At 44.0% G+C, this 16,014-nt stretch carries 15 protein-coding genes and 2 pseudogenes; 8 read left to right on the top strand and 9 right to left on the bottom strand.

What is annotated here, in order from left to right; all coding sequences use genetic code 11:
- Nucleotides 1–192: 192 nt before the first annotated feature.
- The gene (locus tag MASE_RS03730; protein ID WP_014948421.1) at nucleotides 193–1,110 is read left to right on the top strand and encodes a LysR family transcriptional regulator; all 918 of its coding nucleotides are present in this window, start codon (nucleotides 193–195) and stop codon (nucleotides 1,108–1,110) included.
- A 122-nt stretch (nucleotides 1,111–1,232) separates the two neighbouring features.
- Here the strand turns inward: MASE_RS03730 and MASE_RS03725 are convergent, their stop codons facing one another.
- Nucleotides 1,233–2,525 (bottom strand): TMEM143 family protein, encoded by a 1,293-nt coding sequence (locus MASE_RS03725; protein ID WP_014948420.1) that lies wholly within the window; start codon nucleotides 2,523–2,525, stop codon nucleotides 1,233–1,235.
- Between the two features lie 209 nt (nucleotides 2,526–2,734).
- Here MASE_RS03725 and MASE_RS20480 point away from each other — a divergent pair.
- Nucleotides 2,735–3,502 (top strand): annotated as a pseudogene (locus MASE_RS20480) (PAS domain-containing protein); the annotation flags it as partial.
- Between the two features lie 123 nt (nucleotides 3,503–3,625).
- A complete protein-coding gene (locus MASE_RS20475) occupies nucleotides 3,626–4,033 on the top strand; it encodes a methyl-accepting chemotaxis protein (RefSeq protein WP_321825600.1) in 408 nt (135 codons plus the stop codon).
- 126 nt (nucleotides 4,034–4,159) lie between these two features.
- On the opposite strand, the gene MASE_RS03715 is transcribed toward MASE_RS20475, so the two are convergent.
- The gene (locus MASE_RS03715) at nucleotides 4,160–4,483 is read right to left on the bottom strand and encodes a DUF3718 domain-containing protein (protein WP_014948418.1); all 324 of its coding nucleotides are present in this window, start codon (nucleotides 4,481–4,483) and stop codon (nucleotides 4,160–4,162) included.
- 322 nt (nucleotides 4,484–4,805) lie between these two features.
- Between MASE_RS03715 and MASE_RS03710 the strand changes: the two genes are divergently transcribed.
- Entirely contained in the window at nucleotides 4,806–5,408 is a 603-nt protein-coding gene (locus tag MASE_RS03710; protein ID WP_014948417.1) for a YigZ family protein, read from the top strand.
- A 130-nt stretch (nucleotides 5,409–5,538) separates the two neighbouring features.
- Here MASE_RS03710 and MASE_RS03705 read toward each other — a convergent pair.
- The 3 genes and pseudogenes from MASE_RS03705 to MASE_RS03695 all read right to left on the bottom strand — a co-directional run bounded on the left by MASE_RS03705 (nucleotide 5,539) and on the right by MASE_RS03695 (nucleotide 8,990).
- Nucleotides 5,539–6,074: pseudogene (locus tag MASE_RS03705) on the bottom strand (redoxin domain-containing protein).
- 320 nt (nucleotides 6,075–6,394) lie between these two features.
- Entirely contained in the window at nucleotides 6,395–8,341 is a 1,947-nt protein-coding gene (locus tag MASE_RS03700) for a M1 family metallopeptidase (protein ID WP_014948415.1), read from the bottom strand.
- Between the two features lie 220 nt (nucleotides 8,342–8,561).
- The gene (locus tag MASE_RS03695) at nucleotides 8,562–8,990 is read right to left on the bottom strand and encodes an organic hydroperoxide resistance protein (RefSeq protein WP_014948414.1); all 429 of its coding nucleotides are present in this window, start codon (nucleotides 8,988–8,990) and stop codon (nucleotides 8,562–8,564) included.
- A gap of 139 nt (nucleotides 8,991–9,129) precedes the next feature.
- Here MASE_RS03695 and MASE_RS03690 point away from each other — a divergent pair, with 139 nt between their 5' ends.
- The 3 genes from MASE_RS03690 (at nucleotide 9,130) to MASE_RS03675 (ending at nucleotide 11,168) form a co-directional block, all read left to right on the top strand.
- On the top strand, nucleotides 9,130–9,582 hold the full coding sequence (locus tag MASE_RS03690) for a MarR family winged helix-turn-helix transcriptional regulator (protein WP_014948413.1): 453 nt from the start codon (nucleotides 9,130–9,132) through the stop codon (nucleotides 9,580–9,582).
- 337 nt (nucleotides 9,583–9,919) lie between these two features.
- A complete protein-coding gene (gene trhA, locus MASE_RS03680) occupies nucleotides 9,920–10,594 on the top strand; it encodes a PAQR family membrane homeostasis protein TrhA (protein ID WP_014948411.1) in 675 nt (224 codons plus the stop codon).
- Between the two features lie 46 nt (nucleotides 10,595–10,640).
- Nucleotides 10,641–11,168, top strand: coding sequence for a protein-tyrosine phosphatase family protein (locus tag MASE_RS03675; protein ID WP_014948410.1), 528 nt, complete (start codon nucleotides 10,641–10,643; stop codon nucleotides 11,166–11,168).
- Nucleotides 11,169–11,268: 100 nt separating this feature from the next.
- Here the strand turns inward: MASE_RS03675 and MASE_RS03670 are convergent, their stop codons facing one another.
- From MASE_RS03670 to MASE_RS03655, 4 genes are all read right to left on the bottom strand, one after another.
- Nucleotides 11,269–12,201: a hypothetical protein gene (locus MASE_RS03670; RefSeq protein ID WP_014948409.1), complete on the bottom strand. Its 933-nt coding sequence runs from the start codon at nucleotides 12,199–12,201 to the stop codon at nucleotides 11,269–11,271.
- A 17-nt stretch (nucleotides 12,202–12,218) separates the two neighbouring features.
- Nucleotides 12,219–12,977 carry a hypothetical protein gene (locus tag MASE_RS03665; RefSeq protein ID WP_014948408.1) on the bottom strand — a complete coding sequence of 253 codons (759 nt, stop codon included), beginning with the start codon at nucleotides 12,975–12,977 and terminating at the stop codon, nucleotides 12,219–12,221.
- Nucleotides 12,977–13,513: an RNA polymerase sigma factor gene (locus tag MASE_RS03660; RefSeq protein WP_014948407.1), complete on the bottom strand. Its 537-nt coding sequence runs from the start codon at nucleotides 13,511–13,513 to the stop codon at nucleotides 12,977–12,979. Before MASE_RS03660 ends, MASE_RS03665 begins: the two co-directional genes overlap by 1 nt.
- A 256-nt stretch (nucleotides 13,514–13,769) precedes the next feature.
- Nucleotides 13,770–14,678 carry a hydrogen peroxide-inducible genes activator gene (locus MASE_RS03655; RefSeq protein WP_014948406.1) on the bottom strand — a complete coding sequence of 303 codons (909 nt, stop codon included), beginning with the start codon at nucleotides 14,676–14,678 and terminating at the stop codon, nucleotides 13,770–13,772.
- 335 nt (nucleotides 14,679–15,013) lie between these two features.
- Here MASE_RS03655 and MASE_RS03650 point away from each other — a divergent pair, with 335 nt between their 5' ends.
- The gene (locus tag MASE_RS03650; protein ID WP_014948405.1) at nucleotides 15,014–15,991 is read left to right on the top strand and encodes a universal stress protein; all 978 of its coding nucleotides are present in this window, start codon (nucleotides 15,014–15,016) and stop codon (nucleotides 15,989–15,991) included.
- Nucleotides 15,992–16,014 lie beyond the last annotated feature (23 nt).

Genomic DNA, 16,014 nt, shown 5'->3' with positions numbered 1-16,014 from the left:
CAAGTTTACGCTTGCAGTTACCACCTTTCAGCGCACAATAGCGAAATCATTATTCTTTATAGCGAACAGCTGTATTCCATATATAATCACTAACTCTACATTTTTTGATGTGACGTTGCTCAAGACGCAGTTTTTCGAGCATGTTGTGAATATTTATCTCCGATGTAATCTCGTGTAAAAAGTAACAAGCCAATGAAACCACATAAAAAAGTCGAGCGATTGATGCTGTTTAGTGCGGTAGCAGAAACCTTAAACTTTGGTGCTGCGGCAGAGAAAATGCAGATTTCCAGGGGCTACCTGTCGGAGCAAATAAGGGAGCTTGAACTTGCGTTAGGCGTAAAGTTGCTGCAGCGCTCAACACGTCAGGTAAGTCTTACCAACGAAGGTAAACAAGTGTACGCCGATACACAGAAGATTAATCGCAGCGTGGTAGAGCTAGAGCAAAATTTAGTACGTGAGCAAACGCAGCTAGAAGGAATTATCGCCATTACGGCGCCGAATATGTTTGCGCACTACTTGTTAAGCGAACTGTGTTTTTCCTTCTCGCAGCAGCATCCTGATGTTTCGTTCCATTTAGATACCAGCTATCAAAGGCACGACTTAAACCGAGGTCATTTCGACTTGGCGTTTCGCTCTACTAACAACCCGCCGCAAGATATGGTGGCCAAGCCATTATTTACTTATAGCCACACAATAGTTGCAGCACCGCAATACCTTAAGCAAGCCGGCACACCCAAAGTGTTGAGCGATTTAGATGCGCACCAGTGCTTTTGCGGCCCCGACCAAGATAACTGGCTCATAAAGGGTAAGCGCACAGCGGTTAAAGGCTGGTTAAAACTTAATGATAATCTGGCGCTCATTCAGCATGTGCTGGAAGGCCGCGGCATTGCAAGACTGCCAAGCTATGTGGCGAAAAAGCATAGTAAGGCGGGTGAACTGGTCGCACTTTTTGAAGAAATTAAGCTGGGGTCGACACCGAGTGAGCCTCCAATAAAAAGCACCAGTCAGCTGTTTGTTGTGCACCCACAGCGCCCCCATCAATCGCTAAGAATAAAAGCCTTTTTAGACACAGTTAAACAAGCACAACACGAAGGTTATTTTAGTGGATAAGTACTCAAACTGTCAGCGCTTACCTGCCGCTATTCACGTACGTAGTGAGTAGCAATAAGACTTGAAAGCTTCGCTTAGGCTTTTCATTCCTTGGCGTACTATTATCGACGTTAAAGGGTCAATCAAACAGGCTGATAAATATTATCCCAGTAGTCATCAAGTATCTTCACAGCATCGTTAAGCGCCCGCGCCACAAAAATATCGCCGTATTGTTCGACTAGTTCCATGTCCACCAGCTTATTAACAGCGTCAGTAACGTCGAAATCGAGCGCACAATCAAGCTCTCCTGAAAAGTAACTTTCTATTACACTATCGAGGGTTGCTAATGTCATTCCACCAGCGGCAATCTCGCGCTCTGCACGCACCGCGCAGAATGCAGCACCACCTTCTACAGACACTTCACTACATTTCAGCAAAAATGTATAAGCCAACAAAGCTTCTTTGCAGTCCTCTTCCTCTGCTGCATCAATTAACGTATGAAACACGCCTGCATTATTGTCTAAATTTTTAAAATAGAGGTTGTCAGACAAGGCTTTCATAAACCTGATTTTTCTGTTTTTAAACTTTGTCCATTCCTTAAATATAAAGCTGCCGAATACACCCATGCCAATACCAAAAGTGATTAGGCTTTGCTTAGTCAATTCCACTTCATCGTCTTTAAAGCCAAGCCAAAACGCCAGAAAAGATGCCATGAGAAGTAGCGATGCGCCTAACTTAGTCACTAGCACCACGGTGCCACCTATTGCCGCCGATGCACTAATGATCAACTTATCTAGCGGACGCATTTTGACTTCGCTATTGGGAAACAGCATCTCCAAGTCTGCTTTAGGTACGTTTTGGAAAAGCTTTACTATGGTGGAACCAGGTTTAAAGGTAACTGGCGTTTGCCCTTTCTCTTTGAAGTAGGCTTCATCTTTAAAAGTGATATAAACGGCCACTTTGTCGTAGTTGGTAAATGACACCTGCTTTTTTCGCAACCCGAAAAAAGTACGCAGCGTTTCAGTTTTTACCGACTCGCCCCGTCGATAAAACACCACATCTTCAAAGTCTTCGAAGCTAACCGCAAGGCGCACTTTAAACAGCGACTCTTCGTTTAATGCTGCTTCTAAATCTTCGTTTGTGACTTTTTCAAAATTGGCTGCGTTTAATAGATTGGCAAACGCATTCGAAAACGCCTTTTGGCTTTGCTTTCTCGTAGCTTCACTTGAAGGTGTAAGATCGCGGGTGTCTTTGTTTGGATCAAAGTCGTTATAGCTATCTTTCAGACCCTCAAGTTGCTCATGATATTGATAGTGTATGCGATTAACGAGCAACGTTGAGAACGTACGAAAAAGAGTCCTCTCTTGCACAATTACGTTTTCACACAATCTACTAACATCATGTTTGCGAAATGGGATAAAGCGTTCTAATGGCATCGAGTGGTCTTATTAGTTCGAATGTTTCTTGTTAGATGAAAATAGTTACCGTACTGTAACAATGAAAACAACCACTTATAGATAAATTAAGCCTAATTGATAATGCCTTAAACATAGGCTTCGCCTAATGTCTAAACGACATAAATGTTAAATATAGTTAACATAGACTACACTAATTCTTAATTATACTTGTAATTTTCGGAGACGTTATGTTCGTATCAAGTTCTCGATACAATAATGACATTTCGGCTCTAAGGGACGAGAGCCAAGACTTGCTTGGCACGCTGGATGCGTTCAAAAACACAATGGCCTATGCCATCTATAGTACTGATGGACAGTGCACATTTGCCTCTCCCGTATTACTTTCCATTTTGGATTACCCAAATTCAACCGCAACGTCGTTTTCCCATGCGGCAATGCGCGTTGAAGGTGTTGAACCTGAGTCACAGTACAAATCGTTTTGGCAACACTTGGTCAATGGCGGCAGCTTTAGCGACACGGTTGCAAGAAAATCGGCGTTAGGTGAAACGAAGTGGCTTAAGGCAAGCTACGTAGCGGTGAATAAGCATGGCGTTACAGAAATTCATGCCATTTACCACGATATCACTGAACATGAAAACGCCTATTTTGCTGGTAAGGCAGTGACTGACGCACTAAACAAGTCGATGGCGGTAATTGAGTTTCATCCTGATGGAACAATTATCACGGCAAATGAGAATTTTACTGCAACAGTGAAATACCGTTTGGCCGACATTCAAGGTAAACACCATCGCATGTTCTGTCGCGATACGTTTTATCAAGAAAATCCTAATTTTTGGGATAACCTTGCCCGCGGTAATTTCTCTTCAGGCCAGTTTGAGCGCGTAGATGCGCACGGTAGCTCATTGTGGTTGGAAGCAACGTACAACCCCGTGTTTGACGCTTCGGGTCGAGTAGTAAAAGTTATTAAATTTGCATCTAACATTACCGATGCAATCAACGAAAAGAATGCAATCGCACAAGCGGCAGAACTCGCAGTATCAACGGCAGAAGAGACGTCTCAAATTGCTTCTGATGGAGCAACGTCACTTCAACGAAGCGTTGAGATTTTCAATACAGCCATGTTAGAAGTTGAGCAAACCAATCAACTTATGCACGAACTGAGTGAGCAATCGCTAAAAATTGAAACCATTGTGACAACGATTAGTGGCATTGCTGAGCAAACCAACCTTTTAGCACTAAATGCCGCTATTGAAGCTGCACGTGCAGGCGATCAAGGTAGAGGATTTGCTGTAGTAGCAGATGAAGTGAGGCAGCTAGCGCAACGTACCAGCGATTCGACTGTGGAAATTGAAAGTGTAGTGGCAGAGAACAGAAAGCTTGCTGACAAATCCACGAAGAAAATGGCAGGCGTTAAAGACAGTGTTGACCAAAATAGTCAACAGATTGCGCAAGTGCAAAGCATTATTGATGAGATTCAAAAAGGCGCATTGAATGTATCTGAAACTGTATCAGGTATTCTACGCTAGCAGTCCTGTTAAATTAGTAAAAAGGGCTGTTGTATAAGCAACAGCCTTTTTTTTAACCCGATTTTTCACACAATCGATTTTTCGCGTACGCATACGTACAAGCCTAGCACCGTTTAATTGTGGGGATTATTTTGCGTGCGCCACGCTAGCGATCTGCTGCTGTTGAATATTCAGGTACTTCTTGATGCTATCCCCGTTCTTGCCATATTGATCAACAAACGCAGCGACCGATAGCCCGTTACACGTCATGTCCTGTGCTACGTACTTTTTATCTAGCGCAGATTCTTTAATTTGTTCATGTAGCTTCCACTTGTTCCCGGTAGCGGCAGCAACGCAAAGGTTAGAGGTGACCGAACCGTCGGTAGGCTTAAATTCTACAGAAGCTAAAGCACTTCCGGTGAATACAGAGGTAAGAGCAACAATAGCGATAGCAGTAATACGTGATTTCATAGCATGATTTCCTTATTGGGACGAAGTTACGTTGTTGTGGCGTTACGCCTTGGCCACACTCATATTCACTATTACAATCACTGCGCCAACTTTATAAAGCCATTTAAATTCAAAAACTTAACTACAAACCCAGAAATAAGCACCCGCTAGAACGGTAAACGAAATACGACCTTTCAAGATAATTCGCCAAATAGTAGTATTTTTGACCACTGCGTTCTATCTGAGCCTATCGTCGTCTAAAATTTCGTTTTATTAAGCGATAAAACACACTGCTTACCTTATTTGGCTTAAATAAAAAATTGTCTTAGCTTACAATGCGCTGATGACTTATCCCGTTCCAGCTAAACAGGTAGAAATCCTGTACGAAATTAAGAAAAGCAAATTCATTGCTTGTGCCGGCTTTGCAAATTCTCGTGAAAGTGCAATGGCGCTTTTAGATAGTGTGAAACAACGGTATCCCGACGCCAGACACCATTGCTGGGCTTATGTTTTTGGCAACCCTAACTCGCCAAGTAGCGCGGCGATGGCTGATGACGGCGAGCCTAGCGGCACTGCCGGTAAACCCATATTAAATGTACTCCAGCACAAAGATATCGGCGACATCATGATTATTGTCACGCGGTATTTTGGCGGGATTAAATTAGGTGCGGGTGGATTGGTAAGGGCTTACTCGGCTGCAGCACAGCAAGCCATAGATGCTCTTGAGGTAAGACAAGAGATAAAGCTGGAACCGCTTAGCGTAGACATCGGTTTCAAACACGAGCAGTTTGTACGTCACTTGGTAGAGCAAGCTCAAGGTAAAATTGCGAACTGTAACTATGGAAGCAGTGTGCTAATAAATGTTGAGCTACCTTTAGATGCACTGGAAGACTTTAAAAAGCAGATGGCCCCCATTGCTTTTTCAGTGTCAGTTGAAAACGAGTAAGCAATAGGAAACAATAAGCAAGGGATAAAATTAAGACTAGCTTTTGACGGTTTCTATATGTAAATAAAAAAGGCTCTGAAAACCACCAGAGCCTTACCTTTTAATCTCACATAACTAGGGCCTGTTAACCTTATCCTTTAAAGGTGCCTCGAATGGGGTAGTTGTTATCCGGGTTACGTATAAACTCCAAGCCTGATACGAGTTGCTCTAAGTCTGGGCGCACAAACGGCGCATTTGCTATTTCAGCAATATGAATGTCGTTTTTTCATTCACTACAAATAGCGCAGGTTCAGCAAAATTGTGGTCGGTTTCTTTATCTGAGCGCGGCTTGGAGATATATAGCCCAAGTTTTTCCATATCTTCTTGCGAGAGACCGTAAGCAATAGGGAACGTAATCGACAGGTCGTCTAGATGCTCATCGAGCTGTGCTTTGCTGTCACCACTTACAGCCACCAAATCAATATTGAGCTCGCGTAGACGACCTTTATAATCTTCTAATTTGTTCAGGAATTTAGTACATATTGGACAGTGTTTACCGCGATAAACAGCCACCATTTTCCAATCACATCCCTCTTCTTTATTGGTAAGCGACACCGTTTCCCCTGTCGATAGGGTTGCTGAGACATCGGGAAATGTCGTTGCTGGATGCATTTTTTGCGTATACATAAAAACTCCTTAAAGTCGGTTTAATCCTTCAAAGTACAAGCGAGATCGCGATAAGCTGCTTTGTACAGATACACATCAAAGTAAAATTTTATACGTTGTACCCAACTTTCAGATCGTTTATTTGAACAATTGTTCAAATTTTTATTATTTTTTCTCTCGCGTTTTCTATACCAGTGACAGACACAAAAAAAGCAGCTCAATTGAGCTGCTTTAATTTTTTAGCCAAGTAACGGCAATCTACAAACGTAGACCTTTATTGTCGTTATCACAAAAACGAAGGTCTTCTTATCGAGACCGGTTCATATGAGTCTAATAAAGTCTTAGTTCACATAGCCTTCATTAGCTTTCACTGTAAGTGGGTGATAGCCCGGTTTCGCTTCTTCAAATGCGCGTTTTGCAAACGCCTTGCCTTCAGGTGTTTTTGATAGCTCGCGATAAAGGGGCTTAACAAGCTTATTGCGCCCTATCGACACCAAGTAGCTATACAAACGATCATAGGCAGGCTGATAGTTATTCTCTACTGCGATCATCAACCAGCTATGAGCAATTTCGTTGTTTTTAGTCGAGGTGAGTGAAAACGCTGAATCTAGCTCAGCCAGGTGTGCGTTGCTTAGCGATTCGGGCATGTTGTTTAGAAAATATAGCCACTCGTGTACAGTCCACTGCGCGGTTTCAATATCCGCCGCTTTCACGTCGCCAGAAAGCCAAGCGCTTCGTGTGTCATCGATTTTAGTGAACGCATCAGATTCTGGCTGTGGCGCTCCCTCGGGAATGCCTGGTTCAAAAATCCACGTTTGGATGCGCTCCGCGTCTAGCTTATCTGGATACTGCTTTAACAAGGTATCATCTAAATAAGCAATAAACGTGTCGGTAGTAATGCTCTTAAAAGCAAAGTCTTTAAAGTACTGCATTAAGAAAGCATCAAAGTTTTCTCGGCCAATCTTTTGTTCAATTTCACGTAAGAACAGTGCGCCTTTTTCATAGGGAATATTTGAGAAAACATCGTCCGGATTGCGACCACGAAGGTCGATAGCCAGGATCTCATCATTTTCCTCTAATGCAGCAACATCATTCTCCAGGTCTTGATAACCGAGCACCGCTTCTTTTTTGAAACGATCGTGACCGTAGATCATTTCCATAATTCGGTAAGTTAAGTAGGTTGTGAAGCCCTCGTTTAACCACAGATCACGCCATGTAGCGTTTGTTACCGTGTTACCAGACCAGCTGTGCGCCAGTTCATGAGCAATCAATGAAACCAAGCTTTTATCACCAGCAATGACCGTTGGGGTGATAAACGACAAACGAGGGTTTTCCATACCGCCAAACGGGAATGACGGTGGTAGAATTAGCAGATCGTAACGGTCCCATTGGTAAGGTCCATAGGTTTCTTCTGTTACTTCTAACATCGCCTCAGTGTCTTCAAATTCTTTCGCTGCACTTTCAAGTAGCGCAGGCTCAGCATACACACCGGTACGCTCACCCATGGCTTTAAATTCTAAATCACCTATTGCCAACGCGATAAGATACGAAGGGATAGGCTGCGGCATAGTGAACTCATATTCACCATCGCGCTCGGTGGTAGGATCGTTTGACGCACTCATCACCGCCAACAGCGCTTCAGGTGTCTTAATGGTCGCGTCATAGGTTACGCGTACTTGCGGTGAGTCTTGAAGCGGAATAAAGCTTCGCGCGTGAACCGCTTGCGCTTGGGTAAACAGGAACGGGTGCTTTTTACCTGCAGTTTGCGCTGGCGTTAACCATTGTACGCCAGACGCTTCAGGTGAGGTTGAATACGCAACCGTTACTGCGTTTGCGGAACTAGGTAACGTAATCGTAAGAGGTGTACCTAAATCAGGGTCAACCTCTCCCATTTCAAAAGGAACACTTTCACCGTCTACGGTAACACTTTGAATGTCTAATGCTCGCGTATCTAACACCAATGTGTTGTTGTCGGGCTTTTCACGCTTTACATCAAGCGTTACGTCGCCAACAAGCTGCTTGGTCTCAAAGTTTGCAGTTAGGTTTAGGCTGAGATGGGTAACTCGAATCTCATTAGGGTTCGCGAAGGAGTGATAATCTACCCCAGAGGCAATAGCCGCGTCAGCTTGGTTTGCTACTGCAACATTTTGTGCTTCAGTGTTTGAAGTCGAGCCTACGCTGACGGCTTGATCTTTGTCTGTCTTGGCTGCGTCTACATTGCTGTTGTCGCTGCATGCGAACAAAACAGGCGCGCATACGAATGTAGCCAGTAATCCGTATTTTTTCATATAACTTCCTAAAGGATGATTGATACGACCTCAGTGTATCAATCTGTTATATGACTGGCGACTCTAATTCGAAGAGCTGCGTTGTAACTGCGCTATATTTCGAAAAGCAGTAAGGGTTAACGTGAATAAGTGCAGGATAGCTACGCCATCTGACGAAGGCGTAGCTATCTGACGAGGGCATTAACTATCTGCGTAAACCGCTGACTCGTTTGCCGTTTAATTAAGCAAGGCTAATATCTACTTCAATGTTACCGCGGGTCGCATTTGAGTATGGGCATACTTGATGCGCAGTTTCTACCAAGCCTTGCGCTTGTGCTTTGTCCATATCGCCCAAATCTACCGTCAGTTTTACTGCAATAGCAAAGCCTTGTTCAATAGGTCCAATTGCAACGTTGCCAGTTACACTAATGTCATCGGCCAGCTTAATTTTTTGCGATGCAGCCACATGCTTAAGTGCACCGATAAAGCACGCCGAATAGCCCGCTGCGAACATTTGTTCAGGGTTCGTCCCTTCTCCACCTGCACCGCCCAATTCTTTAGGTGTAGAGAGTTTAAGGTCTAGCTTACCATCACTTGATTTCGCTGTTCCTTCGCGACCACCCGTTGCTGTTGCACTTCCGGTATAAACGACTTGTTGAAGTTTATGCATAGTTACTCTCCTCATAGGTTTATTTAAACAACTACTTTGCATGCAAAATAAATTATCACCAAACCAACTTGCAGATCAAGTGCTTTGTATGCAAAATATTATTGTTAAGAAAAAGCCGTATCGATAAGGGTTAAGCGTCATGTCAGAATTATTGAAGTTGGAAAATCAGCTTTGCCACCGCTTTTATACGCTGTCGAATGCATTCACTCGTGCTTACCGCCCCCTTCTTAAAGCGCTGGATATCACCTATCCTCAATATGTGACTTTAATGGCGCTATGGGAAAATGATGGCATTACTATTGCCGAGCTTTTAGACAGAACGGCCATAGACGGTGGTGCTATGTCACTGATTCTTAAAAAGCTACAAGACAAAGGCTTCTTAGTTGTCACTAAAGATAAAGCCGACAAACGCGTTAAGCGCGTTCAACTCACTGAAACGGGCAAGAAGAAGAAAGCCATAGCAGAAGACGTGCCTGCGCAGATGCTCTGCAAGCTCAATGGCATGACTGCAGATGAAAGCCGTACGTTAAAAGTCCTACTGGACAAATTAGGCGGCTGTTTCGAGAATGCAGATTTAAAACAGTCCGGATAGATCATCACCACTCAGCCCTGCATTCCCATGCTTTGCTAGGAAACTTACCAGCGCCTTGTGAGTGGGCAATTATCTATGCGTATTGGTATTTTAACCTCTTTTTGTAATCTGATTGTCATCAGATTTTTGACGTTTTCTGTTATTATTTTCGCATTGAGCGAACAAGTGTGCGCTATAATTGTCCTAATGGACGTAGTAGGGAAAATGCTGAACTGCGCGCTTCAATTGAAAGCGCTAGTCGCTGAAATGCTCGCATGTCTTATCGAGAAAGTGCGACAAGAGGCTTTAAGGGCATTTACTACCCATTATTCTTAGAAATAAAAAAACAGGAGCTGTGATGATCCAAGAACAGATTCAGACACAGGCTGTGCCGCAATCAAAAAGCATTCCTGCAAAAGCCTACTCTGTACTGGAAGAGTGGCTGAACAGTATTAGTCATGGGGTTGGCTTTATTGCTGCTATCGTGGGTTTAGTATTTATGTTGTATCGAGCGGAAGATACGCTCGCGTTAACTACTGCAGCTATTTATGGCTCTACACTCATTCTGGTGTTTTTAAGCTCAACCCTTTATCACGCCATTTCCCATCAAAAGGCAAAGGGATGGCTTAAGCTATTTGACCACAGCGCAATATACTTATTGATAGCAGGTACTTACACACCATTGTTACTGGTTTCGATTGGTGGCGTGTTGGGTATTACTATGACCGCGATTATCTGGAGCTTGGCAATTGGCGGCGTGGCGTTTAAGCTCGTCGCGCAGCACCGTTTCCCAAAGGTATCCGTGATGACTTATTTGCTGATGGGATGGATTGCACTGGGTCTTATCTACCCTCTTTATGTCGCCCTTCCCGGTGCTGGCCTATGGTTATTGGTAGCAGGCGGGCTGTGTTTCAGTGTAGGCGTGTGCTTTTACGTGGCAAAAAAGGTAAAGTACACCCATGCAATTTGGCACATGTTCGTGATTGGCGGATGTAGCTGCCACTACTTTTCAATTTATTATTTTGTCGTTTAATAAAAGGCTCAAATTAAGCTGCTATGCCAAAACCATGTAAAAACTTATGCTAACAAACAAGCAAGACGCCGAGAAAAAGGAAAACAGCACTACGTTGACACCAGGTATTGCGTGGTTTTCACTACACGCAGGACAAATATGCTTGGGTAAAAAGCCCGTTGAAAGTGACTTTAAACGCCTTAAGTCACTGGGTGTTACCCATATTGCAACGGTTCAGACCAGTGAAGAACATGCGCCAGTTATACGCGACAATTCTGTTGCAGCTGGGCTAGAGTGGCTATGGGTTCCCTTTGTACATCCATCGTCAGAATCGCCTACTGAGGATACGCATCTTCATCAATACCTTCATGAACTATCTCAAATGTTGACCGAAGGAGCGAAGATATACTTACACTGCGATGGCTCACAGCACCGCTGTAGCCTTTTGTTCTATGCACTTTGCCACTATTGCCGTGTTCCATCTAATAGCGCTTACAATGCGCTGCACAGCTTTGGCGCTAGTGCGGCAAATAACCTTAAGAGATCCGAACTCACTTGGGCAGCAGAATTAGGGCATATTGCACCTAAAATGTAGGCCAATAAAAAGCGCGCCTTCGTTATCAACGTTCATTAACGAAGGCGCGCGTACTGTTTTAACAAAGCAAAGCGTTCATAAGTGCGCCGTGCTTATTTATTTAGAACTGATAAATATTAGCGTTGGTGAGAAGTTTATTCGCGTCTATTTTTTCTTGAACACAGCGCACTATATCAGCACGAGTAAATACATAAATTCGGTCTTTGCGCTCGCGACTCTCGTCCATCTCAAAATCTTTCAGCACCATGCTGATATGTTCATTTTCCGGCAGACCGCGTAAGCCTGACCCAAATCGGCATAAGGTCTCGCTCATGCTCGACTCAAAACCGGCCAGAAACGTTTTGTAAGCTTGCTGCTGCTGCGCTTTTCGCGCCTCCATTTGTTTAGTCTGTTCTTTTTCAATGGCTTTGAGCTCATCCCTCATGCTTTTCTCTTTCGCTTCTAATTGCTTAAGCTGCTCACCAGACTGCTCTTTTTGCGCGAGTAACTCTTTTTTTCGCGCCTCGTCTGCGTGACGCAATTCAAAGGTAATATCTCGCAGTTCACGCTCTACTTCTCTTGCTTCCCAGGCAAGTTCACGCTGCATGTTGCGCAAGTCGCGTAAGCGACTATTGTTGTCAGCAAACGCCTGAGAAAAACGATGGCTGGTTTCTTCTGCGTAAGCTTCCCACTCTCTGGCTGCTTCAAACACAATGTCATCTACATCACTAAACGAATTTGCAGACGGAACTGGTGGTGCAGGTGGTACGGTGGCAACTAATCCTTCTACCAGCGTTTCTATCTCTCGTACCCAGTTACCGCTTTGGCCTCTTACTGAAAAAGTAAATACCGCCCCCTGCCCAGCAAGATAGCTGGTTTCAATTTGACTCACTCTCCAAGAATCAGTCGCGGCATTTTGTCGTAAGGACGTTTTGAGTACCCCAGACATTATTTCTAATTCATTTGATAGCGTGTCATATTTTTGCGCACTTTGTGCGTTCGCAAGACCACCAGCAGCAGAGCAAAGTAGTAAAGCAGTTAATAAACGTTTCATAATTTCACCTAATTACATTAATCATCTAGCGACGACTGTGGATTGTTTGTTTCATACGGCATGGCTAATGGCACTTCAGAACGGCTTTTGGGTAAATTTACCGCGCTGTACCCTATTTCAATGTCATCAATTTCATCCTGTAGACGCGTAAATTGGCGTGCATAGAATCTTTGATCATCAATACGCTGCTCGTTGATAAATTTAATAAGCTCGGCAAAGTCGTGTTTGCGTTCTTCTCTACTCGATGCTAACAAGTACTTAGTAAGCTCCGCACTGCTTTGTTGCTGCTGTGTAGATAGCGCCTGAGCGTATTCTTTGAATAGTGTTTGGTTTGCTTGTTGATAGAAATCACGTTGCTCACCTAAAGCTTTAGCAACTTCTTGCGTAACGCGTTGCTCAACCATTTCATCCACTGCGTTGGCGCTTTTGTTTGAAAACGTAAGCGCTATACCGTTATCGCTATACGACAGCTTTGCACCGGTGAGTACGGCTAACAGCGCACAGGCCGACATGGCCATGGCACACGACGGCAAGCTAAACCAAGACGACAGCGAACGTGGTTCATCTTTCTTAAAAAAGGTCTGTTCTTTGTCCCACTGGGGAAGTGCCGGAGCAACGAAGCTTGCACTTGCGCTGTTCAAACGGACGCTATTTTCTACCGCCTGCGCGAACTCAGCATCTGAATCGCACAACGCGTTAAACTGCTTTTCCTGCTCGCTATCAAGCGAGTTGTCCAAATAAGCTGAGAATAAGGCTTCTTTGTCATATAAGGTCATTATTCCAACTCCAACTTCAACTTCAACTTTGCCAAGGCTGCGTAAAGTCGCGACTTAGCGGTATTTACTGAGATATCCATTTGCTGTGCAATTTCTTCGAACGTGAAGTGGCCGAAGAATTTCAATTCCACCACCGCCTTTTGGCCCAAAGGTAGGGTCTGCATAGCCTGCGTTAATGCTCTACTCTCTCTGTCGCTATAAAGCTGCATTTCAGGGCATGGCGCACCGCAAAGTGGCGCCTGTATATCGTCAATGTCAGAATGCGGCTTTCGCTTGCGATACAGTTCAACGCAGCGACAGTGGGCAATGCGATAGAGCCAACTTTTAAAACTGCCCTCACCTTTAAAACAGGCAAGACTGCGAAACACAGAGATAAAAATCTCCTGCATTAAATCTGCTGCATCATGGCTATTCCCTGTCATTCGAATACCGTATTGATACATAGCGGTTTCGTAGCGAGATATAAGCGTAAACCACGCTTTTTTATTACCCTTTAATGCCTGTTCCACGAGTTTTTCATCTCGTTTATTAAACACGCCGTTCCCCGTTTTTACGCTCTTTTTTTTACTTAACCATTAAGTCGATAAGCTTTGCAAAAAAGTTTGTTTAATTGATAAATAAATTGTCATTTAGGGAATAACGCCAATGAAACTGTGCTTTAAGCGATGGATGAAGAACTTCTTTGGGGTTGGTGCACAAGAAAATAATTGATGTCAGCAATAAAAAAGCGGCTGAACCTATAGGCTTAACCGCTTTAGCTAAATATGAAAGGTAGCGCGCTCAGCGCCAAGGTTATTTTAGTGTAGGAATAGGCAACAGTGGCGAGATAATTTCACCGATACGACGAAACAGCTGCATACGCGTAGTGCCTGAACGCCATACTAAGCCAATCTCACGAAACCCCTGCTCTTCAGCGGGGAAGCTCTTAAGACCTGTGTGCTCAAGAATAGACTGGTTTATCGCAAGTTCAGGTAAGAAGGTGTAGCCCATTTTGCTATTCGCTAATTGCACCAAGGTATATAAGCTGCTTGCCGCTACGCTGCTAATTTGGTCGCTGTGCTGAAGGTTACACGCGCTCACCGCATGCCCGGTCATACAATGTTCTTGCTGAAGTAAGAAAATACTCTTTTTAGGCAGGGTTGAAATGTCGACAGGATTAGGTAGTTGCTCAGCCATATCTTTGTGCGCAATAAGATGGAACGGGTCATGCCCCAAGACCATCTGTTTACACCCTGGTGTTTCCATTGGCAACGCTAGAATAAGTAAGTCTAATCTGCCGTCGGTCAATTGCTGTAGCAACTTCTCCGTCGTGTCTTCCTGCATTTCTAAGTTGATCTCGGGTAAAAATGCAGAAAACGCCCCCATCATGCCTTCAAAAAGAAACGGCGCAATGGTTGGAATAACACCTAGTTTTAAGGTGCCTCGCTGCCAATTGCCCGCGTTTTGCGCATACTCAACCAGCTCTCCCGCTTCCTGAAGTAGCACTTTACTGCGTTCAACAATATCTAGTCCCAACGATGTAAACACAAAGGTTTTATGTTCACGCTCAAGAAGTTGGCTTCCGAAGTGCTCTTCAAGGTTCTGAATGGCCGTACTCAATGTTGACTGACTTACGTTACAGCGCTGTGCAGCACGGTGAAAATGTTGCTCTTGATGTAGCGTCACCAAATAGTGCAGGTGCTTAAGATTAGGCCATTTCATGGGCATCTCACAATTATTTAAAAAGGGATTAAAAAATATTGGATTAATCTAACATAAAGATTAAATAGCGCCTAGGGTTGATACCCATGGTTAACGAGAGCGATCTTCTATTATTCGCAGCTGTGCGTATACAACATCCTAAAAAAAGAGGTAGATAATTCTGTTTATTGTGCAATCTATAAGAAGCTTTTGAGAATTTGACATTTCGCGCTGGAAAGCCCCCATAAGTAGCGTTAGGATTAAATTAAAGCATTATACGCAACATATTTTTACAGCGAAGTAAGACCCGCTCTTGTATCATTCAGTCAATAGAGCGATTAACTATTGAGGGCAGTATGAAAGGACATTATAAGAACATTTTATGCGTATTGAGTGACTCGCATCGTCAAGATGATACGGTAGCCCAAGCACTGCATATCGCCAAAGCGCATCAAGCCTCGCTTACCATTATGCTTTCGTTAGAATCTTTACCGCCCAACGCCAGTATGGTTATGGAGTCTTTCTCTTATGTTGATTCTCAGCAAACCATGGAAACCCAAGCCCAGCATTGGTTAAAAGAACAAGCGGAAAGCTGGGGAAAACACTATCCTGTGTCTACCGCGGTAACGGTAGGTCAGCCGCTTATTGACGTTGTGCGTTATGTAAAAAAGAACAATATCGATCTAGTAATTAAACGGGCAGAAGAGAGCTTTCTAGATAAGTTGTTCGGAAGCTTAGACATGCGTTTATTCCGCAAATGCCCTTGCCCGGTTTGGATCATTAACCACAAGCCTCGCAGTCAGTACAAAAACGTAGTTGCAGCACTGGATTTGAACTATCACTATCCACAGCATGAAGTGTCTATTAGGCGCGATCTTAATCGCGACATTTTGCGTCACGCAAGCCAAATAGCCTTGCTAGAATTTGCACAGCTGCACATTGTCCACGTTTTCGATGCGGTTCCTGAGAACATAGCAAGAGACGGGTTTATATCGGTTGATAACGACAGAATGGAAACCGATCTTGCAAAAATCCATGCCGAGCGTGAATCGGAACTAGACAAATTGCTTGAAGAACTAGGCAATGAATTGGATGACAATGTATTAGAGTATTTGAAACCTCTGAAGCACATTGTTCACGGCTACCCTAGAAGAGAAATTGCAGCCACTACCACGTCCCTTGATACCGACATTATCGTAATGGGCACAGTGGCACGTTTGGGCGTGCCTGGCTATATCATGGGCGACACCGCGGAAGAAACCATTCATCAGCTAAAATGCGCCGTAGTGGGCGTTAAACCACGCGGTTTTGAAACGCCTATCTCTATTGATTAAAGAAAACATTCCACAAACAAAAA

Origin of the sequence: Alteromonas macleodii ATCC 27126 (assembly GCF_000172635.2) — a bacterium.
In the GTDB taxonomy this organism is placed as follows: Bacteria; Pseudomonadota; Gammaproteobacteria; order Enterobacterales; family Alteromonadaceae; genus Alteromonas; species Alteromonas macleodii.
Note: the sequence above shows the minus strand (reverse complement) of the source record. Positions and strands in the feature narration are given on the sequence as shown.